This is a genomic window from Rhodococcus sp. NPDC019647 (assembly GCF_044389235.1).
GTDB lineage: Bacteria > Actinomycetota > Actinomycetes > Mycobacteriales > Mycobacteriaceae > Rhodococcus_F > Rhodococcus_F oxybenzonivorans.
Genome location: NZ_JBIRXS010000035.1, coordinates 40,085 through 63,254 on the forward strand (window position 1 = coordinate 40,085; position 23,170 = coordinate 63,254).

Below are 23,170 nucleotides of genomic sequence, written 5' to 3' on the forward strand. Positions count from 1 at the left end.
CGGCAACACTCCCGCCGTCAACCCGGTAACGCCCGACCCGGAGGTCTCATGGCCATCGCCAAGACAATCGAACCCGACCAGGATCACACTCATCCCGTCGTCGAACTGCGCGTGCGAGCAACGCCCGATCAGCTGTCCGTACTACGCGCCCTGGCAGCCACCGTTGCCATTCACGAAGACTTCGACCTCGACTCCATCGCCGACATCAAACTGGCCATGGACGAGATTTGCACCCAATTGATCGTCCGCGCGACGCCCGATGCAGTCCTGGTGTGCCGGCTGCAGTACCTCGACGGCACACTGCGAGTGGCCGTGTCGAGCACCACCACGACCATTGATTCGCTCGGACCGCGCTCGTTCGGCTGGCACGTACTCCATGCCCTGACCGATTCGGTCGACATGCGCCACGAGCCGGACCCGCCCTCGTCGGGATTTGTCACCACCATGGAATTCACCAGGGTGAAGAACGGCTCGATTCTGTGACGTCCGGTACTCGCGGTGGGGGGCAGACGGCACGCTGGCCGGACGAGTATCAGGATGTGGCAGCACTGTTCGAGCGGAAGGCCGCGCTCGACGAGAACGATCCCGAAAGACGAATTCTCCGCGACGCGCTGGTGACGCGTTGCCTCCCCCTCGCGGAGCACATTGCCCGTCGTTTCGACGGCCGAGGCGAGGCGCACGACGACCTGGTACAGGTGGCGCGCCTCGGCCTCGTCAATTCGGTGGATCGGTTCGACGTGACCCGTGGTTCCGACTTCGTGTCGTTTGCGGTGCCCACGATCATGGGCGAGGTACGCCGGCATTTTCGAGATACCGGCTGGGCCGTGCGCGTACCGCGCCGCATGAAGGAACTGCATCTCGCGCTGAGCCTCGCGGTGGGCGAACTGTCGCAGACTCTCGGCCACGCCCCCACCGTCAGCGAGCTGGCCGAACATCTCCACATCGACCAGGAGGACGTGGCGCAGGGCCTCCTCGCCGGCAACGCCTACCAGACGGTGTCCGTGGACAACACGTCGTCCGACCGGTCCGGCGAACTGTCCATGGTCGAGACGATCGGTGACTACGACGCCGCGATGGACGAAGTCGAGAATCACGAGACCCTGCGCCCGCTGCTCGAGTCACTGCCCGAACGGGAGCGGACCGTCCTGATGCTCCGGTTCTTCGGCAACATGACGCAGACCCAGATCGCCGACCGCGTCGGCATCTCGCAGATGCACGTCTCGCGGCTGCTGGCGAAAACATTGGCGTCGCTGCGGGATCAGCTCGGCGAGGCGTGAGTCAGATCGTTGCCGCGTCGATCACGAACCGGTACCGCACATCGCTGGCGACGACGCGGTCGTAGGCGGCATCGATGTCGCTCGCCGGAATCACCTCGATCTCCGCGCCGATACCGTGCTCCGCGCAGAAGTCCAACATCTCCTGAGTCTGGGCGATACCGCCCACCATCGAACCGGCGAGACTGCGCCGATTGGCGGCGAGACTGAACGCGCGTACCTCGATCGGCTTTTCCGGCAGGCCGAGTTCGACGAGGGTGCCGTTGATCGCGAGCATCGACAGGTACGCATCTATGTCCAGGTTTACCGACACCGTGTTGACGATCAGGTCGAACCGGCTCCGCAACGATCTGAACGTTTCCGGATCCGAGGTGGCGTAGTAGTGATCGGCTCCGAACTTCAGCCCGTCTTCCTTCTTGCCGAGGGACTGGCTCAGAACCGTGACCTCCGCGCCCATCGCATGAGCGATCTTCACCCCGACGTGTCCCAGCCCGCCCATGCCGATGACGGCGACCTTCTTGCCCGGGCCCGCACCCCAGTGCGCGAGTGGTGAGTACAACGTGATTCCGGCGCACAGCAGCGGCGCCGCGACGTCCAGTTCCAGCCCGTCCGGAATGGAGACGACGAAACGTTCCGTCACCACGATGTGCGTCGAATATCCGCCCTGCGTCCACTCGCCGTCGCGGCCGCGTGCGTTGTACGTGCCGGTGACGCGATTCGCGCAGTACTGTTCCTCACCGGCGCGGCAGGCGTCGCACTCACCGCAGGAGTCGACGAAGCACCCGACTCCGACGCGGTCACCCACGTGATGGCGGGTCACCTCGGAACCGACGGCGGTCACCACACCGGCGATCTCGTGGCCGGGGACGACGGGATAGTGGGTCCCGCCCCACTCGTTGCGGGCGGTGTGGATGTCCGAGTGGCAGATGCCCGCGAACTTGATCTCGATGAGAATGTCGAGCGGTTCGAGCTCCCGACGTTCGATGGTGGTCTTTTCGAAAGCGCCCTCAGCGGACGTGACTGCATATGCGGCGGCGGTAACCATGCACACATGCCTACCTGTTCGCGTCGCTCGGCGTCCAGGCGGGCCGTGTCCGAGGACAACGGCCCGCCGAGACGAATCGACTCAGTCCTCGAGTTCTTCCTTCTCGGCCCGGCGGCGGAGCCGCCGCGCGGCCGCCACCAGATTGCGCAGCGAGGGTTCCAACTGCCAGTAGTGACGGGTCTTGAGACCCCCGTCGGGGTTGGCCCACAGTCGCTCGAGAGAGACGGATTCGCTGGCCTCGGTGAGCAGTTCGTCGAGCTCGTCGATATCGGGGATCCGCGCCGACCTGCTCTCGTACACACCGGGACCGACCCCGTGAGTCAGCGCCCGTTCCTTGAGCGCATCGAGCACCCAGGTAATGGACCGGGTGGCCACGATGGCAGTGACGTCCGCGTCGAGGCGTTCGATGGCATCGACGACCGACGCGCGGCTCGTGTAGGTGAGGTGGGTGTGGATCTGCGTCCCCGCTTTCGCACCACCGGTGGCGAGGCGGAACGCATCGACAGCCCACTCGAGATACGCCTCACGACCGTCCTCGCGCAGAGGCAGCAGCTCACGGATGGCCGGCTCGTCCACCTGGATGATCGCGATACCCGCGGCCTCCAGATCGGCGATTTCGTCGCGGATCACCAACGCCAGCTGGTCCGCCGTTTCGTACAACGGCTGATCCTGGCGGACGAACGACCGCGCGATCATCGTGACAGGACCGGTGAGCATGCCTTTGACCGGCTTGTCCGTCAAGGACTGTGCGTACGAGATCCACTCGACCGTCATCGGCTTCGGCCGCGAGACGTCCCCGTAGAGGATCGGCGGACGCGTGCACCGTGAACCATAGGCCTGCACCCAGCCGTTGTGGGTGTACGCGTAGCCCTCGAGCAGCTCCGCGAAATACTGGATCATGTCGTTGCGCTCGTGCTCGCCGTGCACAAGAACGTCCAGACCGATGTCTTCCTGCAACCGGATGGTGTTCTCGATTTCGGCCTGGATCCGCTTGTAGTACTCGTCCCACTCGAGGCGTCCCTCCCCCAGCTCGTAGCGAGCCTGACGGATCTCGGTCGTCTGAGGGAACGAGCCGAGCGTCGTCGCGGGAACCAGGGGCAGATTCAGCCGCTCCTGCTGCGCGACGCGCCTCTCCTCGTACGAGACCCGCACACGGTCGGACGGCGTGATCGCATTGACCCGGGCACGCACGGCGTGCTTGAGCTTGAAGTGCACCGAAGTGGGGCGCTTGCGCCACTTCTCCGACGGCCCCTCGGTGAGAGCCTTCGCGAGCGACACGACCTCGCCGACCTTCTGCTTGGCGAACGCCAGCCGGTCTGCCACGTCACCTTGGATGTCGTACTCGGACAACACGTCGTAGGGAACGTGCAGCAACGACGTGGACGTCGAGACCACGAGATCCGGCACGACGTCCTTGATCGTGTTCAGGTACGTCAGGGTGTTGTACCGGTCGACCCGCCACACGTTGCGGCCGTCGACCACACCGGCGTAGATGCGCTTGCGCCGAATGCCGGGGATCTTCGCCAGGTCGTCGGCGCTCATCCGGTGGCTGACCAGGTCGAGACCGAGAGCCTCGACCTTGGTCGCGGCGAGGAGGGCGAGTGCCTCACCCAGGTGTCCGTACGGCCCGGTGACGAGGATGCGGGGACGCAGCGGTGCGTGCGACAGCTTCTCGTAGGCACGCGCGAGCGCGGCCAGCTCCTCGGGGGTGCGGTCTTCGGTGAACGACGGTTCGTCGAGCTGGACGCACGTGGCGCCGGCCTTCGCGAGCTGCTCGAACAACAGCTCGTACTCCGGCAGGATCTCGTCCAGCAGGTCGAGCGTCGAGAAGCCGTGCCGCCGGGACGCCGGCCCCACCTTCGACAGGAGCAGCAGCGACACCGGGCCGAGCACGACGGGACGCAGTTCGATTCCGCGCGCCTTCGCCCGTGCGAACTCGTCCATCAGTGTGTCCGAACGCAGGGAGAAGGTGGTGTTCTCGTCCAGTTCGGGCTGGCGGTAGTGGTAGTTGGTGCCGAAGAAGCGCACCAGCTCGAGAGGCGGGAAGTCGGGCCGGCCGCGACACATCGTGAAGTAGAAGTCCAGCGGATCCAGGTCGCTTTCGAGCGCGGCGAACCGCTCGGGCACCGCACCGAACAGCAGCGCGTTGTCGAGTACGTGGTCGTAGTACGAGAACGTGTTGCCCGGGACCTGGGTCAAACCGGTCGCGGCGAGCTCACTCCACGTCTCTTCCTGCAGGTCCCGCCCGACGGCGACGAGTTCTGCCTTCGTGCTGGTGCCATGCCAGTAGGACTCGAGTGCGCGCTTGAGTTCGCGGTGCGGCCCGATGCGGGGATACCCCAGGATGCTGGATCCGTATGTTGCGGTGCTGGACATGCGGTCGACCTTTCTGGGCTCAGTCCGGGGGCGGAAAGCACCGCGGACTCGATGCACCTGTGCGCCTCTCACAACCGGGGTCGTGAAAGGCGCACAGGGTAGTCGCCTACCTACCTACTAGCTTGCTTTCTTGCTGGCCCGGCCGTTCTCGGCGTACTCGTAGAAGCCGGCGCCCGCTTTCTTGCCGACGAGTCCCGCCTCGACCATGCGAAGCAGCAGCGGCGGTGCCGAGTACAGGGGCTCCTTGAACTCCTCGTACATGGAGTCGGCAATGGACTTGACCGTGTCCAGACCCACCAGGTCGGTCAGCGCGAGCGGACCCATCGGGTGTGCGAGGCCGAGCACCGTTGCCTTGTCGATGTCTTCCTTGGTGGCGAACCCCGACTCCACCATGCGAATGGCGGAGAGCAGATACGGCACCAGCAGGGCGTTGACGACGAAGCCGGAACGGTCCGCGGAGCGGACGACCTGCTTGCCCAGTACATCGCTCGCGAAGGCCTCGGCCCGCTCGGCCACCGCTTTGCTCGTCTTGAGCGTGGTCACGAGCTCGACGAGGGGAAGCACAGGAACGGGGTTGAAGAAGTGCATCCCGATGACCCGTTCCGGGGACTTCGTGGCAATGCCCAGCTTCATGATCGGGATCGACGACGTGTTGGATGCCAGCACGGCATTCGGATCCGTCACGACCGAGTCGAGCTCGGCGAAGATGTCACTCTTCACCTTCTCGTCCTCGACGACGGCCTCCACGACGAGCTGGCGATCCGCGAAGTCACCGAGATCGGAGGTGAACCGCAGCCGCCAGGCCGCCTGTTCACGTTCACGTTCGGTGATCTTGCCGCTGCTCACGCCGCGGTCGAGCGAACGCAGGATGCGTGAGCGCCCTGCAGCCGCAAGCTCACGGGTCTGCTCGAACACCAGAACATCGACGTGCGCGCGAGCGCACACCTCTGCGATTCCGGCGCCCATGATCCCGGCGCCGATAACGCCGACGCGCTGAATTTTGTCGCTGGTCACGTCGTCAGCTCCTTTTTCGTCTAGTGGAGTCGTCGCCCCGGGAGGGGCCCTGGAACAGGCCCCTCCCGGGGGTCGGGATTGATCAGGTCACACCGTGATCGGTCGAATCCTTGTTGTGGACAAGGATCAGTGGAACTGACCCTCTTCGGTGGAACCCTTCAGAGCTGCCGTCGACGTGTTGGGGTCGACCGTGGTGGCGATGCTGTCGAAGTAGCCGGCACCCACCTCACGCTGGTGCTTGATGGCGGTGAAGCCACGCTCCTCGGCTGCCTTGAACTCGCGCTCCTGCAGGTCGACGAAGGCGGTCATGCCCTCGCGGGCGTAGCCGTGGGCCAGGTCGAACATGCCGTAGTTGAGCGAGTGGAAGCCGGCGAGGGTGATGAACTGGAACTTGAAGCCCATCGCGCCGAGCTCCTTCTGGAACTTCGCGATGGTCGAGTCGTCCAGGTGCGCCTTCCAGTTGAAGGACGGCGAGCAGTTGTAGGCGAGGAGCTGGTCGGGGAACTCGCTGCGCACGGACTCGGCGAACCGCTTGGCAACCTCGAGGTCCGGCACGCCGGTCTCCATCCAGATGAGGTCGGCGTACGGCGCGTAAGCCTTGGCGCGAGCGATGCAGGGCTCGATGCCGTTCTTGACACCGAAGAAGCCCTCGGCGGTGCGGGTGCCGTCCAGGAACGGCTGGTCGCGCTCGTCGACGTCCGACGTGATGAGGGTTGCGGCCTCGGCGTCGGTGCGTGCGATGACCACGGTGGGAACGTCCGCGACGTCGGCCGCGAGGCGAGCCGAGGTCAGGGTGCGGATGTGCTGCTGCGTGGGGATGAGCACCTTGCCACCGAGGTGGCCGCACTTCTTCTCCGACGCGAGCTGGTCCTCCCAGTGCGAACCGGCGACACCGGCCGCGATCATGGCCTTCTGCAGCTCGTAGACGTTGAGTGCACCACCGAAGCCGGCTTCACCGTCGGCGACGATCGGGGCGAGCCAGTTGTCGACGGACGTGTCGCCCTCGACCTTGGCGATCTCGTCGGCGCGCAGCAGCGCGTTGTTGATGCGACGCACAACCTGCGGAACCGAGTTGGCCGGGTAGAGGCTCTGGTCCGGGTAGGTGTGTCCGGACAGGTTCGCGTCACCGGCGACCTGCCAGCCGGAGAGGTAGATGGCCTTGAGGCCTGCACGAACCTGCTGAACGGCCTGGTTGCCGGTCAGCGCGCCCAGCGAGTTGATGTAGTCCTCGTTGTTCACGAGGTCCCAGAGGATCTCGGAACCACGGCGTGCGAGGGTCTGCTCTTCGACAACGGTGCCCTGGAGCTTGGTGACCTGCTCCGCCGTGTAGTTGCGGGTTACTCCCTTCCAGCGCGGGTTGGTGTCCCAATCCTGCTGAATCTCAGCTGCGGTCTTCGGGGTGCCGGTGGTCGACATCAAGACTCCATCTCTTCGATCTGCTGGTCCGGTACGGATGTACTGCTTCACATCCTTGCCAGGCCCTTCCTAGTTACTCATCGAGAATGACACACACAAAAAGTGCCGTCTACCTGTTGCTACTGCCAATCTTCGCTAGCTTTTCACCGCGCCTTGCAAACTTTGCGAAGAAGGAATGGGTCATGACCTGCCCTGTCGGCGAGGAAAGATACCCGCCAGTAGTAAGAACGTGCAGGTCGCGAACACAATGCACGCAACCCCTCGTACACAGGTAATTGCGCCCCTGCGGCCCGCACCTTTCCCGCAGCGGCACACCCCCCGACGAACCGTTGTGATGGCAATCACCGATCGGGGCGGATACCGCGCTCGCGGCCGTTACCGCGCTCGCGTCCGATGGCCGGACCCCGGCGTCGGAGGCGAATGTACCTTTCGGCGCGTCCACAGCGCCGGAAGGTACATTCGCCCCGGGACCACGGCACCCGCGAAGGCTGCGAAGCCCCTCTTGCGAACCCCGCGAACCGTTCGTAGGCTGGGGAAATGTCGAAGACCTTCGTCGGTACCCGGTTGCGTCAGCTCCGCACCGAACGAGGCATGAGCCAGGCAGCACTGGCCAAGACGCTGGAAATCTCCGCCAGTTACCTCAACCAGATCGAGCACGACGTCCGGCCGCTCACCGTGCCGGTTCTGCTGCGCATCAGCGAGGTGTTCGGCGTCGACACCACCTTCTTCGCCTCCCAGGACGACACCCGCCTGATCGCCGAGATGCGGGAGGTTGCCCTCGATCAGGAGATGGGTATCGACGCCGACGCTCAGGAGATCGCGGACATGGTGGCGTCGCATCCAGGCCTGGCGAAGGCCATGGTCAACATGCATCGCCGGTTCCGCAACACCACCGCGCAGCTGGCGGCGGCCACGGAGGACCGGTTCAGCGACGGCAGCGGCAGCGGTTCCATCACAATGCCGCACGAAGAGGTCCGGGACTACTTCTACCAGCGTCAGAACTACCTCCACGAGCTCGATACTGCTGCAGAAGAGCTCACCGCCCGCCTGCGTTTCCACCGCGGCGACGTGGGGGGTGAGATCGCCCGCAGGCTGGAAACGGTGCACGACGTACAGATCGTTCGCCGCATCGACCTGGGCGAGAACGTGCTGCACCGGTACGACCCCGAGTCGCGGGTGCTGGAGATCTCGCCGCACCTTTCGGGCGGGCAGCAGGTGTTCAAGTTCGCCACCGAACTGGCCTACCTGGAGTACGGCGACCTCCTCGACAAGATGGTGGCGGAGGGCGGCTTCACCAGCGACGAGTCGGTGGCGCTGGCCCGGCTCGGACTCGCCAACTACTTCGCCGCCGCGACCGTGCTGCCCTATGGGCAGTTCCACGACGTCGCCGAGGATTTCCGTTACGACATCGAGCGCCTGTCGGCGTTCTACTCGGTCAGTTACGAGACGGTCTGCCACCGCCTCTCCACCCTGCAGCGGCCGAAGCTGCGCGGGGTCCCGTTCATGTTCGTGCGCGTCGACCGCGCCGGGAACATGTCGAAGCGCCAATCCGCCACAGGCTTCCACTTCTCCACGAGCGGTGGCACCTGCCCGCTGTGGAACGTCTACGAGACGTTCGCGTATCCGGGCAAGATCATGAACCAGATCGCGCAGATGCCCGACGGCCGCCGGTACCTCTGGGTCGCTCGCACCGTCGAGCGTCGCGCCGCCCGCTACGGGCAGCCTGCCAAGATCTTCGCGATCGGGCTCGGCTGCGAGATCAGACACGCGCACCGCCTGGTCTACGGCGACGGACTGGACCTCGACGAGTCGAATCCCGGGACGCCGATCGGAGCCGGCTGCCGGGTGTGCGAGCGGGTCAACTGCCCACAACGGGCTTTTCCGCCCCTGGGCAAGCAACTCGACATCAGCGAACACCGCAGTTCGGTGTCCCCCTACCTCATTCGGTGACAGACTGCACTTTCCGCCGCGCACCGCTGCCGCTGTGAGCGCTTGTTCACACGTCTGTAATTCGCGACACGAACACGTCACCGACAGACATTCAGGCGCAACAACCGCGGCTTAATGTTCGCCCCACGAATACACCTCTGTATACGTGGGGCGGATACATCCGTTCCGGAATACGGGGTTCCCCACCTCCTCCGACGGAAAGGCCCGTACATGCGCACCTTCTCCAAGCGCGCCCTCGCTGCACCGACCGCGCTCGCCGCGATCGGGCTCGTGCTGACCGGTTGCGGCAGCAAGGCATCCGACACGGCCACGGAGTCCACCGCGGCATCCTGCGTGGACACCTCCGGGGACACGATCAAGGTCGGGTCGTTGAACTCGCTGTCCGGCACCATGGCGATCAGTGAGGTGACCGTCCGGGATTCGATCGCGCTCGCGGTCGACGAGATCAACAGCGCGGGCGGCGTGCTCGGCAAGAAGATTCAGATCGTGGCCGAGGACGGCGCTTCGGAACCCACCGTGTTCGCCGAGAAGGCCGAGAAGCTGATCAGCAGCGACTGTGTCGCAGCAGTTTTCGGCGGCTGGACCTCGTCGAGCCGCAAGGCGATGCTTCCGGTGTTCGAGGACAACAATTCCCTGCTCTATTACCCCGTCCAGTACGAGGGTCTCGAAGATTCGAAGAACATCTTCTACACGGGTGCCACCACCAACCAGCAGATCGTTCCTGCCCTCGACTACTTGAAGGAGAAGGGCGTCACGTCGCTGTACCTGGTGGGTAGCGACTACGTGTTCCCACAGACCGCGAACCGCATCATCAAGGCCTACGCCGAGGCCAACGGCATCGAGATCAAGGGCGAGGACTACACGCCGCTCGGTTCCACCGACTTCTCCACCATCATCAACAAGGTTCGCTCCGCCGACGCAGATGCCGTGTTCAACACGCTCAACGGAGACTCGAACGTCGCGTTCTTCCGGGAGTACAAGAACGTGGGGCTGACCGCCCAAAACATGCCCGTCGTGTCGGTGTCGATCGCCGAGGAGGAAGTCGGCGGTATCGGGGTCCAGAACATCGAAGGCCAGCTCACGGCCTGGGATTACTACCAGACCATCGATTCGCCGGAGAACAAGACGTTCGTCGACGCGTACAAGGCGCGGTACGGCGCCGCCAAGCCGACGTCGGACCCGATGGAAGCCGCCTACACCTCCGTCTATCTGTGGAAGAACACCGTCGAGAAGGCGAATTCGTTTGCTACGGCTGACATTCAGGCCAACGCGGACGGAGTGACGTTCGACGCCCCCGAGGGAAAGGTCACGATCGACGGTTCCAACCACCACATCAGCAAGACGGCCCGAATCGGTGAGATCCGGGGAGACGGCCTGATCTACACGGTGTGGGATTCCGGCACCCCGATCGAGCCGGACCCGTACCTGACGTCCTACCCCTGGGCCGAGTCGCTCGGTAGCTAGTACCACGTCCGACGAGTAGAGGGAGAGAGGACATGCATCCATGGATGTAGTGATCGGGCAGTTGTTCACCGGGCTGAGTATCGGATCCATCCTGTTGCTCGCAGCGCTGGGACTGTCATTGACGTTCGGTCAGATGGGCGTCATCAACATGGCCCACGGCGAGTTCATCATGGCGGGCTCGTACACGGCTTACGTGGTGCAGCAGGTGATCTCGAGCGCCACCGGATCCCTGTTCGTCTCTCTACTCGTCGGCTTCGTGGTGGGTGGTGCCATGGGCGTCCTCCTCGAGGTCACTCTGGTCAAACGCATGTACCACCGGCCGCTCGACACCCTGTTGGTGACGTTCGGTGTGGGCTTGATCCTGCAGCAGCTCGCGCGGGACATCTTCGGTGCGCCGGCGGTCAACGTCGTCGCACCGGGGTGGCTCTCGGGCGGTGTGGAGATCTTAGGAGCGGTGGTCCCCAAGACACGTCTGTTCATCCTCGTGCTCGCCGTTGCGTCGGTGGTGGCGCTGTCGCTGGCACTGAAGAGATCGTCGATGGGACGTCGTATACGGGCGGTCGTGCAGAACCGCGATCTGGCCGAAACGAGTGGAATCTCCAGTCGCCGTACCGATGTGACGACGTTCTTTATCGGATCCGGTCTCGCCGGTGTCGCGGGTGTGGCGCTCACCCTGATCGGTTCGACCAGCCCGACCATCGGTCAGAGCTACCTCATCGACGCCTTCCTGGTGGTCGTGGTCGGCGGTCTGGGGCAGATGAAGGGTGCGGTGATCGCCGCGTTCGCGCTCGGCCTGCTGAACTCGTTCATCGAGTACTCGACCACGGCGTCGATCGCCAAGGTCATCGTGTTCGTGGTCATCGTGGTGTTCCTCCAGGTTCGGCCACAGGGCCTGTTCGCCGTCAAGACGAGGAGTCTCGTATGAGCATCCTGACGAGTGGCCGTTACCGTGCGTGGGCGGGCTTCGCGCTCGCCGCCCTTCTCCTGTTCGTCGCCGCCCCTGCCGTTCTCAGTGATTTCCGGTTGAGCCTGCTCGGGAAGTTCCTGTGCTTCGCGATCGTCGCGGTCGGTATCGGCCTCGTGTGGGGCCGCGGCGGGATGCTCACCCTCGGGCAGGGCGTGTTCTTCGGGCTCGGCGCCTACATGATGGCCATGCATCTGAAGATTTCCGACGCCCAACTCCGCGGCGACACCGTGCCCGACTTCATGCAGATTGCCGGTATCCGCGCCCTGCCCGGTTACTGGGTGCCGTTCACGTCGCCGGTCGTGACGGTGCTGGGCGTTCTGCTGATCCCCGGACTCGTCGCTTTCGCGCTGGGTCTCGGCGTGTTCAAACGCCGGGTGAAGGGAGCGTATTTCGCGATCCTCAGTCAAGCACTCGCTGCCGCGTTCGCGATCCTGCTCGTCGGGCAACAGACCACCGGCGGCAGCAACGGCCTCAACCGGTTCCGCACCTTCTTCGGTTTCAACCTGAACGATCCCGCCAACAAGCAGATGCTTTTCTTCATCACCGCCGGTGTTCTCCTCGCGGTGGTGGCGATCGTGCGGCAACTGATGAACAGCCGCTACGGTGAACTGCTCGTCGCCGTCCGTGACCAGGAAGAGCGTGTCCGCTTCCTCGGGTACGACCCGGCGAACATCAAGCTCGTCGCCTACGTGACCGCCGCCTTCTTCGCCGGGATCGCGGGTGCGCTGTTCGTGCCGATCGTCGGCATCATCTCCCCCGCCGACGTCGGAATCGTTCCCTCGATCGCCTTCCTGATCGGGGTCGCCATCGGTGGCCGCGCCACCCTTCTCGGTCCGGTTCTGGGTGCGATCGGTGTCGCGTGGGCGCAGAGTGCCTTCTCCGAGTCCTTCCCCTCCGGATGGATTTACGCCCAGGGCCTGCTGTTCATCGTGGTGGTCGGATTCTTCCCGGCCGGTGTCGCCGGCGTGTTCGCACTGCTGAAACGCAGGCAGAAGGCGTCCCCAGACGAACCTTCCTCGCCCGGACCGGAGGACGACACGGAGTCGACGGAACGAATGGAGATGGCGCGATGACCACGTCCACCACGTCCAAGGAACCTGTGCTCGGCGGCAACGCCGGGATGTCCAGCGAGTACCTCGAGGTGCGCGATCTACGCGTCAGCTTCGACGGGTTCAAGGCTGTCGACGGTGTCGATCTCACTCTGTTGCAGGGTGATCTGCGGTTCCTCATCGGACCCAACGGTGCGGGCAAGACCACGCTTGTCGACGCCATCACCGGGCTCGTCCCTGCGACGGGATCGGTCACCAAGTCCGGTGTCGAGCTGATCAGTAAGAAGGTGCACCGCATCGCCCGGCTCGGGGTGGGACGCACGTTCCAGACTGCGAGTGTGTTCGAGGAGTTGACGGTTCTCCAGAATCTGGACATCGCCGCGGGTGCGGGCCGCTCGGCACTCACACTGCTGCGCCGCCGCAAGACGGTGCTCCCCGCCATCGAGGAGGCTTTCGAGGTCACGGGTCTCGGCAGCCTCCGCGACACCCCGGCCGGGATTCTCGCGCACGGGCAGAAACAGTGGCTCGAGATCGGGATGCTGCTGGTGCAGAACTGTTCGGTTCTCCTGCTCGACGAGCCGGTTGCCGGGATGAGTTCCGAGGAGCGGGAAGAGACGGGAAACCTGTTGCGTCGCATCGGCGGTGAGCGGACCGTCGTCGTGGTCGAGCACGACATGGATTTCATGCGCGCGTTCGCCACGTCGGTGACCGTGCTGCACGCCGGAAAGGTGCTGAGCGAGGGCACCGTCGAACAGGTGCAGGCAGACCCGCGCGTGCAGGAGGTGTACCTCGGGACCGCCGCCGCCGGCGCCGCTCCCGAGTTGCAGCCCGAGGTTTCGAAGGAGGACAGCGATGCTCGAGCTTGACGACATCCGGGCCGGGTACGGCCGGACCGAAGTAATCCACGGGGTCTCGCTGACGGTGCCGTCGGACGGCGTGGCAGCGGTGATGGGTCACAACGGCGCGGGCAAGACGACGCTTCTGCGGGCTGCGGTCGGACTGATCAAGGTCGCTTCCGGGCGGGTGCTGTTCGACGGTGAGGACGTCACGGCGCTGCGCCCGAGCGCCCGCGTGGCGCGCGGCCTCGCGTACGTCCCGCAGGGCCAGCAGTCGTTCGGGCAGCTGACCACCGCCGAAAACCTCCAAGTGGTTGCCGACGGCCGCAAGCGCGGAAAGGAGCTCATCGGGGAGGCACTCGATCTCTTTCCCGCGTTGCGTGGCCTTCTCGACCGACGTGCCGGTCTCCTCTCGGGTGGTCAGCGTCAGCAGCTGGCCATTGCCCGGGCGCTCATCACCGAGCCGAAGATGTTGATTCTCGACGAACCGACCGAGGGCATTCAGCCGTCCGTGGTCGCGGAGATCGAACGCACGATCATGGAGCTCACGCGTCGGGGCGGGCTCGGCGTCCTGCTCGTCGAGCAGCACATCGGCTTCGCGCTCGAATCGGCGGAGCGCTACTACGTGCTCGAGTCGGGGCGGGTCACGTCGTCGGGTGCCGGTGGCGCCGCACCCGAGACCGACGTCCGTACCGCGGTGTCCGACGTCCGCGCGGCAATGGCCATCTGATGGCTCGCCGAGAATCAGCCGGTCCACTCAGCGACCAGGTGTACCTCGCGCTGCGGACCGACCTGATGAGCGGACGAATTCCGCCCGGACAGCGTCTCGGCGAGGAACGCCTCGCCGAGACGTACGGCGTGTCCCGGACGCCGGTACGGGAGGCCCTGGCTCGTCTGCTGGCGGACGGGCTCGTGCAACGCGATGTGGGTGGGCTCTTTCCGTACCGTCCGCGCATCGACGAACTCGCCGGGCTCTACGAACTCCGCATCACACTCGAACTGCAGGGCATCGCGCGGGTCAGGGACGACGAGTCGAGGCAGCACGACTCCGACGTCCTGGGACCCGAACTCGACAAGTGGTACGCCCTGCGCAAGGACACGCCGGAGCCCGACGCTGGGTTCGTGGCACTCGACGAGCAGTTCCACACCGTTCTGTTGCGGGCCGCGGGCAACACAGCGTTGTCGGACGCCCTCGTCAACGTGAATGCGAAGGTACGACCGGTGCGGATGTTCGACTACCTCACCCCCGACCGCATGACTGCGACCATCGACGAGCACATCGCGGTGGCAGAACTGACCCTGGATCGCAAACTCGATGCCGCCTACGACACCCTGCTGGCGCACATCAGCGAGTCGCGAGAAGTGGTGATCGAACGCGCCGAACAGGCGCTTTCGCTGGCGCGGATGGCGTGGGCCGTCCGGGATTGAGACCGCGTTCCCCTCGCGCGGGCTCCCTTTCTCGACCGGGAAGCCGAGCGAGTGCTAGCGTCTTGCTACCGCTCGGTAACACAGTCTCGACGGAAGGGAGCGGCATGAGCGCACGCATTCCACCAGGACGGCTGAAGGAGCTCGGACCGGTCAACTGGGTGTTGTGGCGGATCATTTCGACCGTCGCCGGTGTTCCCGACGCGCATCTGTTCAGCACGGTCGGCCGCGCGAGGGGCCTGTTCCGGGCGTGGCTGCGCTACTCCAGCAAGTTGATGCCCGGTGGAAAGATCTCCCGGCACGAGACCGAATTGATCATTCTCCGCGTCGCTCATCTGCGGAAGTGCGGGTACGAGATGGATCACCACGTCCGTCTCGGACGCCGCGCCGGCGTCACCCCGGCCCTTCTCCAGCAGGTGCTCGACGGTCCGGACGCCGAGGGCTGGGATGTGCGCCGCCGCGCCATCCTCACGGCCGTCGACCAACTCGTCACCACCGACAATCTCGACGATGCAGCGTGGTCGGCGCTCAGCGCCCACTTCGACGACCGCCAGCTGATCGAGTTCTGTTTCCTGGTCACGCAATACGACGCGCTGGCCACGACCATCGGCACATTGCGGATCGAGCGGGACTACACGTAGACGCCGCGGTCCGGTCCACTCCCCTTCGCTACGCCGGGCGGACGGGCTGCCGGAGAACCGTCCGGAGTTTCGCCGGTGCCGTCCGCCGGGGGTCGCTGAGGTAGATCTCGTGATGATCGCCGTTGAAGACCAGTCCGTGCTCGGGCATGAACTCGTCGTGTAGTCGGGCGAGGGTAGGCGCCTCGTCGTCGTAGGAGCCGAGGTGCAGGATCTGCACGCTTACGCCTTCGATGAACGTGAGCGGGCGCAGCAAATCGAGAGCGGGAAGCTCCTTCTTGGCGGCGACCGCCGACCGCGCATCCTCGATGTCGGCCATGGTGATCCAGTCGGGTTGCACGATCATCATGGTCCAGGCCCAGCTGTCCATGTCGCGGGTAATGAAGCTGCGTGGGTCGGCGGCACGCCACAGACCTTCGAGCGGACCGACGACGAAATCGCGACCGCGAATATTCTTGCTGGCGAATTTGATCGTGTACGCGGTGGCATACAGTGCCTCGACGGCCGCGGCGTACTCGGGTGAGGTGTTCGGGTCACCATGTCCGTCCACTGCGATATAGGTCAACTCCGGGACGTCGACCAGAGCGAACCCTCCGGCGCTCGGCGCGTAGAGCTGCTTGCGCTCCTTCTTGCAGTCGTACTTGTCCACGGTGACGCCTTTCCTGTTTCTGCATTTCTGCAGTCGGTGTCTGCGTATGTCGGCCTTGTCTGCGCTGAAGTCTGCATCGATACTCCACCGACTGAGCGTGACGCACCGCGTCACAACTCGAACGAGTGGACATCGCACAGAGATGGGGATCGACGAATGACGGACACTGCCCAGAGAACCAGCTCCGAAAGAGGACTGGCACGGGTCGCCCAGTCACTCGCCGCCTGGACCGAGAAGTGGTTTCCGGACGCCTACGTTTTCGCGCTGGCCGGTGTCGTCCTCGTGGCCGTCGCCGCTCTGGCCAACGGTTCCTCCCCGCAAGCGGTCGTCGATGCTTTCGGTGACGGCTTCTGGGATCTCACTGCCTTCACCCTGCAGATGGCCATGGTGGTACTCACCGGATACGTCGTGGCCACCTCTCCACCGGTCGCCAGTCTGATCGACCGGCTGGCCACCGTGCCGCGCACCGCCAGCAGTGCGGTGAGTGTCGTTGCATTCCTGTCGATGTCGGTGTCCTTCCTGAACTGGGGACTCAGTCTCGTCTTCGGTGGTCTGCTGGCCCGTGCGATCGCCCGCCGAACCGATCTACGTGTGGACTATCGCGCGCTCGGCGCAGCGGCCTTCATGGGACTGGGCGCCGTGTGGGCGCTCGGCATGTCCTCTTCGGCTGCGCAACTGCAGGCCACTGCCACCTCACTGCCTCCGGCACTGCTGCAGATCACCGGCGTCCTCGACTTCGGTGACACGATTTTCACGTGGCAGTCACTGCTCATGTGTGCCATTATCACCGCGCTGACCGTGGCGATTGCGCATTTCTCCGCGCCGAGGGGTGCTGCCATCAAGACTGCCGAAGAACTGGATGTCGATGTAGACGACCAGCCCGCCGAGGTGGCGCCGCGCTCACGGCCGGGAGAGTGGCTCGAGTACAGCCGTATCCTGCCGGTCCTCGCCGCCCTGATGACGCTGGGATGGTTGGTCTCTCAGCTCGTCACGAAGCCGGTGCTCACCGTTGTCAGCAGTTTGAATGGATATCTGCTCGTATTCCTCATGCTGGGCCTGGTACTGCACGGGACACCCCGCAAGTTCCTGCAAGCTGTCAATCTCGCTGTACCGGCCACGGCCGGTATTCTCGTCCAGTTTCCGCTCTATGCCGCAATGGCCGCGATCCTCACCGAGGCCGAGGGCAACGGGGGTCTCACCATCTCGGAACACCTTGCGGAGTTCTTCACCAACATCGGGGGCGGCGGGAGTTTCGCGGTCGTCATCGCCCTCTACACCGTGGTGCTGGGGGTCTTCGTCCCCTCCGGCGGCGGAAAATGGCTGGTCGAGGCTCCGTATGTCATGCAGGCGGCCACCGACGTCCAGATGAATCTGGGCTGGACGGTTCAGATCTACAACGTGGCCGAGGCACTGCCCAACCTCGTCAATCCGTTCTTCATGCTGCCACTCCTGGCGGTGCTGAAGCTGCGCGCCCGCGACCTCGTCGGATTCACATTCCTACAGTTCATGTTCCACCTGCCGGTGGTTCTGCTCCTGGTGTGGCTACTCGGGATGACTTTCGACTACGTGCCGCCGGTAATACCCACGCCATGACGGCGCGCGAGAGGTTCTACTAACCCACGCTTTACCGCGAGAAATCTCCGCGCAACACGACGTCCTTAGCGTATACAAGCATGTCCACAGGGATGAATACGCCGCCGGTCGAGTACTCGTTCGACACGCTCCTCGTAGCGAATCGGGGCGAGATCGCTTGTCGCATCATGCGCTCGGCGCACATTCTGGGACTCAAGACGGTGGCGGTGTATTCCGACGCCGATGTGGCGGCTGCGCACGTCGAGATGGCCGACATGGCGGTGCGACTCGGACCCGCTCCCGCAGCCGAGTCGTATCTACGCGCCGATGCCGTCGTCGAGGCTGCGCTGGCCACCGGCGCGGGCGCAATCCATCCCGGGTACGGGTTCCTCTCCGAGAACGACGCCTTCGCCACCGCAGCCGAGTCGGCGGGCATTGCCTTCGTGGGTCCCACACCGGAACAGCTCCGAATCTTCGGGAACAAGCACACCGCCCGGGAAAAGGCTCTAGCCGTAGGGGTTCCGCTCGTTCCGGGCAGCGGCCTCCTCGATTCGGTGGATGCGGCGCTGTCCGCAGCCTCGGATATCGGATACCCGGTGATCATCAAGGCAGTCGGTGGTGGCGGCGGAATCGGTATGCAGGCCTGCTTCGACGCCGGTGACCTCACGGAAGCGTACGACCGCGTCCAGCGATTGGTCGAGGCGAACTTCTCGTCTTCCGGTGTGTTCCTCGAACGCTTCGTCGCCCGGGCGCGGCACATCGAAGTGCAGGTTTTCGGTGACGGCCTCGGACGTACCCTCAGCCTCGGCACACGCGACTGCTCGCTTCAGCGGCGCCATCAGAAGGTGGTGGAGGAGGCTCCCGCACCCGGACTGCCCGATGACGTCGTCGAGCGATTGCTGAGTTCGTCCCGCATGCTGGCGTCGTCCGTCGACTACCGATCCGCAGGGACGGTCGAGTTCGTCTACGACGTGGATCGCGGCGAGGCGTCGTTCCTCGAAATGAATACCCGCTTGCAGGTGGAACATCCGGTCACCGAGGAAGTCACCGGTATCGATCTGGTCGAGTGGATGCTGCGGCTCGCACGAGGAGATTCGTCGATGCTCGAGGGCCTCCCCGACACCGGACCGGACATCGTCGGTACAGCGGTGGAAGCCCGGATCTACGCCGAGGACCCGGGCCACGACTACCGCCCCAGCGCGGGGCGGCTCACCGGAGTCGAGTTTCCTGCCCACACGCGGGTGGAGACCTGGGTCGACACCGGCACCGAGGTGAGCCCCTACTACGACCCGATGCTCGCCAAGGTGATCACTCGCGGGCATCGGCGCACGGGTGCGTTCGCCGCGTTGGCCGAGGCCCTGTCCGACACGCACATCTACGGAATTCAGACGAACTTGCCGCAGCTGCGGCGAATCTGCTCTGCCGCGGACGTTCTCGACACCGTCCATACCACCGGCTTTCTCACCGACTTCCGTTCGACGGGCCGTCGTATCGACGTCCTCCGGGCAGGGACCATGACCACCGTGCAGGACTATCCAGGCCGCACCGGGCTGTGGAGCGTCGGCATTCCGCCGTCCGGACCGATGGACGACCTTTCGTTCCAGCTCGTGAACTCCGCCGTCGGCAACCCTGCCGGGGCACCGGGCCTCGAGTGCACCCTGCAGGGTCCGCGACTCGAGTTCTCCGATGCCACCCTGATCTGTGTCGGCGGCGCGGATGCACCGGTCACGATCGATGGCGACGCCGTCCCGTTGTGGGAGCCGGTCGAGGTGCCCGCCGGTTCCGTTCTCGACATCGGCAGTCCCACCGACACCGGTCTGCGCACGTACCTCGCCGTCCGCGGCGGCATCGACGCACCGCTCTTTCACGGCAGCGCTTCCACTTTCCCGCTCGGTGGTTTCGGCGGCATCACCGGTAAGGCAGTTGCCACCGGGGACGTACTCGGACTCGTCGACGACACCGGCGGCCTGGGCACTCCACATTCCGTTCCGAAGGAGTCGCGTCCCCACTGCACTCACCTGTGGCATCTGGCGGTCACCGAGGGTCCGCAGGCTGCGCCGTCGTACTTCACCGAATCCGACATGGCGCAGTTCTACGACACCACGTGGAAGGTGCAGACGCACGCCAATCGCACGGGTCTCCGCCTCGACGGACCCAAACCCACCTGGTCGCGGACCGATGGCGGCGAGGCGGGACTCCACCCGTCGAACCTGCACGACAACCCGTACAGCGTGGGTGCTCTCAACGTCTCCGGTGACACACCGATCCTCCTCGGTCCCGACGGCCCGAGTCTCGGTGGCTTCGCCTGCCCACTCACGGTCGTCAGCGCCCACCGGTGGAAGCTGGGGCAGATCCGACCGGGTGACCGGGTGCGCTTCATGGCGGTGTCCGAATCCGATGCGCACGAACTTCGGCGATCCGATTCCTCTCGCGCCCTCGATGTTCCGCGAGGAATCCGGACTCCTGCCAAGGCCGACGGAGGTGTTCTGGGGCGAACCGGACCAGTCCTGAACCGCCCCGCGGTGGCATACCTTCGCGGCGGGGACGACAACATCCTCGTCGAATACGGTGAACAACAACTCGACCTGGGACTCCGGATGCGGGTGCACGCGCTGTCGGAAGAGTTGATGCGACGCGGGGTGCGCGGCATCATCGACATCACGCCCGGGGTGCGGTCGCTGCACCTGCATTTCGACCCCGACGTCCTCCCCGGTGGCCGCCTACTCGACATCCTGCAGGACATCGAGGAACTGCTGCCCGCCACGCACGACCTGGTCGTGCCGAGCCGAACTGTCCGGTTACCGTTGTCTTTCGACGACCCCTCCATCGCGGAGGCGATCGACCGCTACCGCAGCGGCGTCCGGGACGAGGCTCCCTGGCTGCCCTCCAACACCGAATTCATCCGTCGCATCAATGGGTTGGGCAGTGTCGACGACGTGCGCGACACCGTGTTCGATGCCGAATACCTGGTCCTCGGGCTCGGTGACGTCTATCTCGGTGCCCCGCTGGCCGTGCCACTCGACCCCCGGCACCGCCTGGTCACCACCAAGTACAACCCGGCACGCACCTGGACGCCGTCCGACGCCGTCGGCATCGGCGGAAAGTATCTGTGCGTCTACGGCATGGAGTCGCCGGGCGGTTACCAGTTGATCGGGCGCACGGTACCCATCTGGTCCGGTTACCGGCAGCACCGCCCCTTCGACGAGGGCACACCCTGGATGTTCCGGTTCTTCGACCGCATCGTCTGGGAACCGGTGACCCCGGAGGAACTGCGGAAGTACCGCGAGCAGGCCGTGGCGGGCCGGTTCGATACCGAGATCTCCGAGGGCACCTTCGCACTCGCCGATCACCTGAAGTTCCTGACCGACAACGCCGAGTCGATCGCAGCGTTCAACAGCAGGCAGTCGGCGGCTTTCGACGCCGAGAAGTCTGCGTGGCGTGCGTCCGGTGAATACGACCGCGTCGAACCGCCACCCCTCCCCGAACAGCCGCCCCTCGACCTGCCACCCGGTGCGGTCGTCGTCGAAGCTCCGCTGGTGGGCAGCGTGTGGCGAGTCGAGGTCGAGGTCGGGCAGCGGGTCCGGCTCGGCGACAACGCCGTGGTGCTCGAGGCCATGAAACTGGAGATGCCGGTGCCTGCCACCGCCTCCGGAACGGTTCTGCAAGTGCTTGTTTCACCGGGATCGATCGTCGAGTCCGGCGCCCCCCTCTTCGTGATCGGAGCAGAGAACTGATGAGTGTGAGTGTCGATGCCAACAAGCTGGGGCCCACTAGAATTACCCTCTCGCCCACCGAACGCGTCGACGACGCCTTCCGGCGGATCGCCGCGGTGGACCGTCCGGAAATCTGGATCACACTTCGGCCCGCCGAGGACGTCTATGCCGACGCGGCCGCCATCGAATCGAGACTCGCTGCAGGCGAGGACCTCCCGCTGGCCGGACAGATCCTGGCAGTCAAGGACAACATCGATGTCGCGGGACTGACCACCACCGCGGGGTGCCCCGAGTTCGCCTACCTGCCCGACCACACCGCGACCGCCGTCCGCCGACTGGTCGATCAGGGTGCCATCGTCCTCGGGAAGACGAACCTCGACCAGTTCGCCACCGGCCTGGTGGGCACGCGCAGTCCCTATGGGGCGGTGCGCTGCTCGTGGGACCCCGAGCGGGTGTCCGGTGGCTCGAGCTCCGGCTCGGCCGTCGCCGTGGCACTCGGCATCGCCGACATCGGGATCGGCACGGACACCGCCGGTTCGGGTCGGGTGCCGGCGGCCTTCAACGGTCTCGTCGGTATCAAGGTCACACTGGGTGTGATCCCCGCGGACGGCGTCGTCCCCGCCTGTGTCGACTACGACTGTGTCACGGTGTTCGCCACCGAACTCGACACCGCCGCCGCCGCGGCACGGATCATGGCCGGGCCGGCGTCGAGGGACCCGCGCAGCCGGGCTTGGCCGGCCGACGTGAGGTTGGCGGCACCCGCGCAGCCACGGGTCGCCATCCCGCGCGACGAGGACCTCACCGCGCTCGGCGCCGACTACCGGCAGGCATTCGACGACACGGTACAAGCATTGACCGACAAAGGCTTTCGCGTCGACACGGTAGACATCTCCGCACTGCTCGACGCTGCCCGGCTACTCTACGACGGTGCGGTCGTCGCGGAACGGTACACCGCCGTCGGACGGTTCCTCGACACGGCGCCTGACGGGGCGGATCCGGTGGTGACCGCCATCGTCGGGTCCGCGAGGCGGCCGGCAGGGCACGAGTTGGTGGCCGACCTCGACACACTGGTTCGCGTCAAGGCGCAGACCCGGGACCTCCTCGCCGGCTTCGACGGGCTGCTCCTGCCGACCACCACCGAGCACCCGACCATCGCAGCGGTCCAGGCCGAGCCGATCGACATCAACCGGCGAATGGGCACTTACACGAACTTCTGCAACCTGCTCGACATGGCGGCCGTCGCGGTACCCGGCATGCCCACGGCGGCGGGTGCACCATTCGGGGTGATGTTCGTGGTGCCCGGGTTCGCCGATCAGGTGGCCGTCGACCTCGCTGCCCGGCTCACCGGTGTTCCCGCGCCGGCGTTGGTCGAGGACGGTGTCGAGCTCGCCGTATTCGGCGCCCACCTGCGCGGGCAGCCTCTCCATTTCCAACTCGAGGACCTCGGTGCCCGTTTCGTGGACACCGTCACCACCACCGACGCATACCGGCTCACCGCACTTGCCACCACACCCCCCAAACCCGGGCTGGTGCGCCGGGGCCCCGGCGCGGGCGCACCCATCGTCGGAGAGTTGTTCCGAGTCTCCCCCGCCGGATTGGGACGATTCCTGGCGGCACTTCCGGCGCCGATGGCACTGACCAGTGTCGAACTGTCCGACGGCCGCGCCGTGGTGGGCTTCAGCTGCACCCACGACGCGGTCGACGGGGCCACGGACATCACCGAATTCGGTAGTTGGGTGGCCTACCTTGCCGCTTCGCGCCCCGTGAGTACTTCTTAACAGC

18 protein-coding genes are annotated in these 23,170 nt (G+C 65.3%); 13 read left to right on the top strand and 5 right to left on the bottom strand.

The genetic code is table 11. The features are described from left to right. The first annotated feature begins 48 nt into the window (after nucleotides 1-48). Nucleotides 49-483, top strand: coding sequence for an ATP-binding protein (locus ACH49N_RS34375; protein ID WP_159920188.1), 435 nt, complete (start codon nucleotides 49-51; stop codon nucleotides 481-483). Continuing rightward, nucleotides 480-1,277 carry a SigB/SigF/SigG family RNA polymerase sigma factor gene (locus ACH49N_RS34380; protein ID WP_358277193.1) on the top strand — a complete coding sequence of 266 codons (798 nt, stop codon included), beginning with the start codon at nucleotides 480-482 and terminating at the stop codon, nucleotides 1,275-1,277. The genes ACH49N_RS34375 and ACH49N_RS34380 overlap by 4 nt, the downstream gene beginning before the upstream one ends. A 1-nt stretch (nucleotide 1,278) precedes the next feature. Here the strand turns inward: ACH49N_RS34380 and ACH49N_RS34385 are convergent, their stop codons facing one another. The 4 genes from ACH49N_RS34385 to aceA form a co-directional block, all read right to left on the bottom strand. Continuing rightward, the gene (locus tag ACH49N_RS34385) at nucleotides 1,279-2,319 is read right to left on the bottom strand and encodes an NAD(P)-dependent alcohol dehydrogenase (protein WP_358277191.1); all 1,041 of its coding nucleotides are present in this window, start codon (nucleotides 2,317-2,319) and stop codon (nucleotides 1,279-1,281) included. An 81-nt stretch (nucleotides 2,320-2,400) separates the two neighbouring features. Next, the gene (metE, locus tag ACH49N_RS34390; RefSeq protein WP_358277189.1) at nucleotides 2,401-4,695 is read right to left on the bottom strand and encodes a 5-methyltetrahydropteroyltriglutamate--homocysteine S-methyltransferase; all 2,295 of its coding nucleotides are present in this window, start codon (nucleotides 4,693-4,695) and stop codon (nucleotides 2,401-2,403) included. A 117-nt stretch (nucleotides 4,696-4,812) separates the two neighbouring features. After that, complete coding sequence (locus tag ACH49N_RS34395; RefSeq protein WP_109327740.1) at nucleotides 4,813-5,709, bottom strand: 3-hydroxybutyryl-CoA dehydrogenase; 897 nt, start codon at nucleotides 5,707-5,709, stop codon at nucleotides 4,813-4,815. Between the two features lie 126 nt (nucleotides 5,710-5,835). After that, nucleotides 5,836-7,125, bottom strand: a complete 1,290-nt coding sequence (aceA, locus tag ACH49N_RS34400) for an isocitrate lyase (protein ID WP_109327738.1) — start codon at nucleotides 7,123-7,125, stop codon at nucleotides 5,836-5,838. A gap of 537 nt (nucleotides 7,126-7,662) precedes the next feature. On the opposite strand from aceA, the gene ramB reads away from it, so the two are divergent. The 8 genes from ramB to ACH49N_RS34440 all read left to right on the top strand — a co-directional run bounded on the left by ramB (nucleotide 7,663) and on the right by ACH49N_RS34440 (nucleotide 15,457). Continuing rightward, nucleotides 7,663-9,075, top strand: coding sequence for an acetate metabolism transcriptional regulator RamB (ramB, locus tag ACH49N_RS34405; protein WP_109327734.1), 1,413 nt, complete (start codon nucleotides 7,663-7,665; stop codon nucleotides 9,073-9,075). A gap of 210 nt (nucleotides 9,076-9,285) precedes the next feature. Beyond that, the gene (urtA, locus tag ACH49N_RS34410) at nucleotides 9,286-10,539 is read left to right on the top strand and encodes an urea ABC transporter substrate-binding protein (protein WP_358277186.1); all 1,254 of its coding nucleotides are present in this window, start codon (nucleotides 9,286-9,288) and stop codon (nucleotides 10,537-10,539) included. Between the two features lie 40 nt (nucleotides 10,540-10,579). After that, nucleotides 10,580-11,464 carry an urea ABC transporter permease subunit UrtB gene (gene urtB, locus ACH49N_RS34415; protein WP_109327729.1) on the top strand — a complete coding sequence of 295 codons (885 nt, stop codon included), beginning with the start codon at nucleotides 10,580-10,582 and terminating at the stop codon, nucleotides 11,462-11,464. Further along, complete coding sequence (urtC, locus tag ACH49N_RS34420; RefSeq protein WP_358277183.1) at nucleotides 11,461-12,579, top strand: urea ABC transporter permease subunit UrtC; 1,119 nt, start codon at nucleotides 11,461-11,463, stop codon at nucleotides 12,577-12,579. The genes urtB and urtC overlap by 4 nt, the downstream gene beginning before the upstream one ends. Continuing rightward, on the top strand, nucleotides 12,576-13,421 hold the full coding sequence (gene urtD / locus ACH49N_RS34425) for an urea ABC transporter ATP-binding protein UrtD (protein ID WP_358277181.1): 846 nt from the start codon (nucleotides 12,576-12,578) through the stop codon (nucleotides 13,419-13,421). The genes urtC and urtD overlap by 4 nt, the downstream gene beginning before the upstream one ends. After that, complete coding sequence (gene urtE, locus ACH49N_RS34430) at nucleotides 13,408-14,121, top strand: urea ABC transporter ATP-binding subunit UrtE (RefSeq protein ID WP_250772799.1); 714 nt, start codon at nucleotides 13,408-13,410, stop codon at nucleotides 14,119-14,121. Before urtD ends, urtE begins: the two co-directional genes overlap by 14 nt. Then, nucleotides 14,121-14,819 (top strand): GntR family transcriptional regulator, encoded by a 699-nt coding sequence (locus ACH49N_RS34435; protein WP_358277179.1) that lies wholly within the window; start codon nucleotides 14,121-14,123, stop codon nucleotides 14,817-14,819. Before urtE ends, ACH49N_RS34435 begins: the two co-directional genes overlap by 1 nt. Before the next feature lie 104 nt (nucleotides 14,820-14,923). Continuing rightward, nucleotides 14,924-15,457, top strand: a complete 534-nt coding sequence (locus ACH49N_RS34440; protein ID WP_159920172.1) for a carboxymuconolactone decarboxylase family protein — start codon at nucleotides 14,924-14,926, stop codon at nucleotides 15,455-15,457. Between the two features lie 28 nt (nucleotides 15,458-15,485). Here the strand turns inward: ACH49N_RS34440 and ACH49N_RS34445 are convergent, their stop codons facing one another. Next, the gene (locus ACH49N_RS34445) at nucleotides 15,486-16,103 is read right to left on the bottom strand and encodes a GyrI-like domain-containing protein (RefSeq protein ID WP_358277177.1); all 618 of its coding nucleotides are present in this window, start codon (nucleotides 16,101-16,103) and stop codon (nucleotides 15,486-15,488) included. Nucleotides 16,104-16,259: 156 nt separating this feature from the next. On the opposite strand from ACH49N_RS34445, the gene ACH49N_RS34450 reads away from it, so the two are divergent. The 3 genes from ACH49N_RS34450 (at nucleotide 16,260) to atzF (ending at nucleotide 23,166) form a co-directional block, all read left to right on the top strand. Further along, the gene (locus tag ACH49N_RS34450; protein WP_358277175.1) at nucleotides 16,260-17,696 is read left to right on the top strand and encodes a TIGR00366 family protein; all 1,437 of its coding nucleotides are present in this window, start codon (nucleotides 16,260-16,262) and stop codon (nucleotides 17,694-17,696) included. Nucleotides 17,697-17,776: 80 nt separating this feature from the next. Further along, nucleotides 17,777-21,409, top strand: a complete 3,633-nt coding sequence (gene uca / locus ACH49N_RS34455; protein WP_358277173.1) for an urea carboxylase — start codon at nucleotides 17,777-17,779, stop codon at nucleotides 21,407-21,409. A gap of 5 nt (nucleotides 21,410-21,414) precedes the next feature. Beyond that, the gene (gene atzF, locus ACH49N_RS34460) at nucleotides 21,415-23,166 is read left to right on the top strand and encodes an allophanate hydrolase (RefSeq protein ID WP_358277238.1); all 1,752 of its coding nucleotides are present in this window, start codon (nucleotides 21,415-21,417) and stop codon (nucleotides 23,164-23,166) included. The last annotated feature ends 4 nt before the right edge of the window (nucleotides 23,167-23,170 follow it).

What these genes read in the sequence shown, in the direction of transcription:
- ACH49N_RS34375 (WP_159920188.1), top strand. Translation starts at nt 49, where the DNA reads ATGGCCATCGCCAAGACAATCGAACCCGACCAGGATCACACTCATCCC.
- ACH49N_RS34385 (WP_358277191.1), bottom strand. Translation starts at nt 2,319, where the DNA reads ATGGTTACCGCCGCCGCATATGCAGTCACGTCCGCTGAGGGCGCTTTC.
- metE (WP_358277189.1), bottom strand. Translation starts at nt 4,695, where the DNA reads ATGTCCAGCACCGCAACATACGGATCCAGCATCCTGGGGTATCCCCGC.
- aceA (WP_109327738.1), bottom strand. Translation starts at nt 7,125, where the DNA reads ATGTCGACCACCGGCACCCCGAAGACCGCAGCTGAGATTCAGCAGGAT.
- ramB (WP_109327734.1), top strand. Translation starts at nt 7,663, where the DNA reads ATGTCGAAGACCTTCGTCGGTACCCGGTTGCGTCAGCTCCGCACCGAA.
- urtA (WP_358277186.1), top strand. Translation starts at nt 9,286, where the DNA reads ATGCGCACCTTCTCCAAGCGCGCCCTCGCTGCACCGACCGCGCTCGCC.
- urtB (WP_109327729.1), top strand. Translation starts at nt 10,580, where the DNA reads ATGGATGTAGTGATCGGGCAGTTGTTCACCGGGCTGAGTATCGGATCC.
- urtC (WP_358277183.1), top strand. Translation starts at nt 11,461, where the DNA reads ATGAGCATCCTGACGAGTGGCCGTTACCGTGCGTGGGCGGGCTTCGCG.
- urtD (WP_358277181.1), top strand. Translation starts at nt 12,576, where the DNA reads ATGACCACGTCCACCACGTCCAAGGAACCTGTGCTCGGCGGCAACGCC.
- urtE (WP_250772799.1), top strand. Translation starts at nt 13,408, where the DNA reads ATGCTCGAGCTTGACGACATCCGGGCCGGGTACGGCCGGACCGAAGTA.
- ACH49N_RS34435 (WP_358277179.1), top strand. Translation starts at nt 14,121, where the DNA reads ATGGCTCGCCGAGAATCAGCCGGTCCACTCAGCGACCAGGTGTACCTC.
- ACH49N_RS34440 (WP_159920172.1), top strand. Translation starts at nt 14,924, where the DNA reads ATGAGCGCACGCATTCCACCAGGACGGCTGAAGGAGCTCGGACCGGTC.
- ACH49N_RS34450 (WP_358277175.1), top strand. Translation starts at nt 16,260, where the DNA reads ATGACGGACACTGCCCAGAGAACCAGCTCCGAAAGAGGACTGGCACGG.
- uca (WP_358277173.1), top strand. Translation starts at nt 17,777, where the DNA reads ATGTCCACAGGGATGAATACGCCGCCGGTCGAGTACTCGTTCGACACG.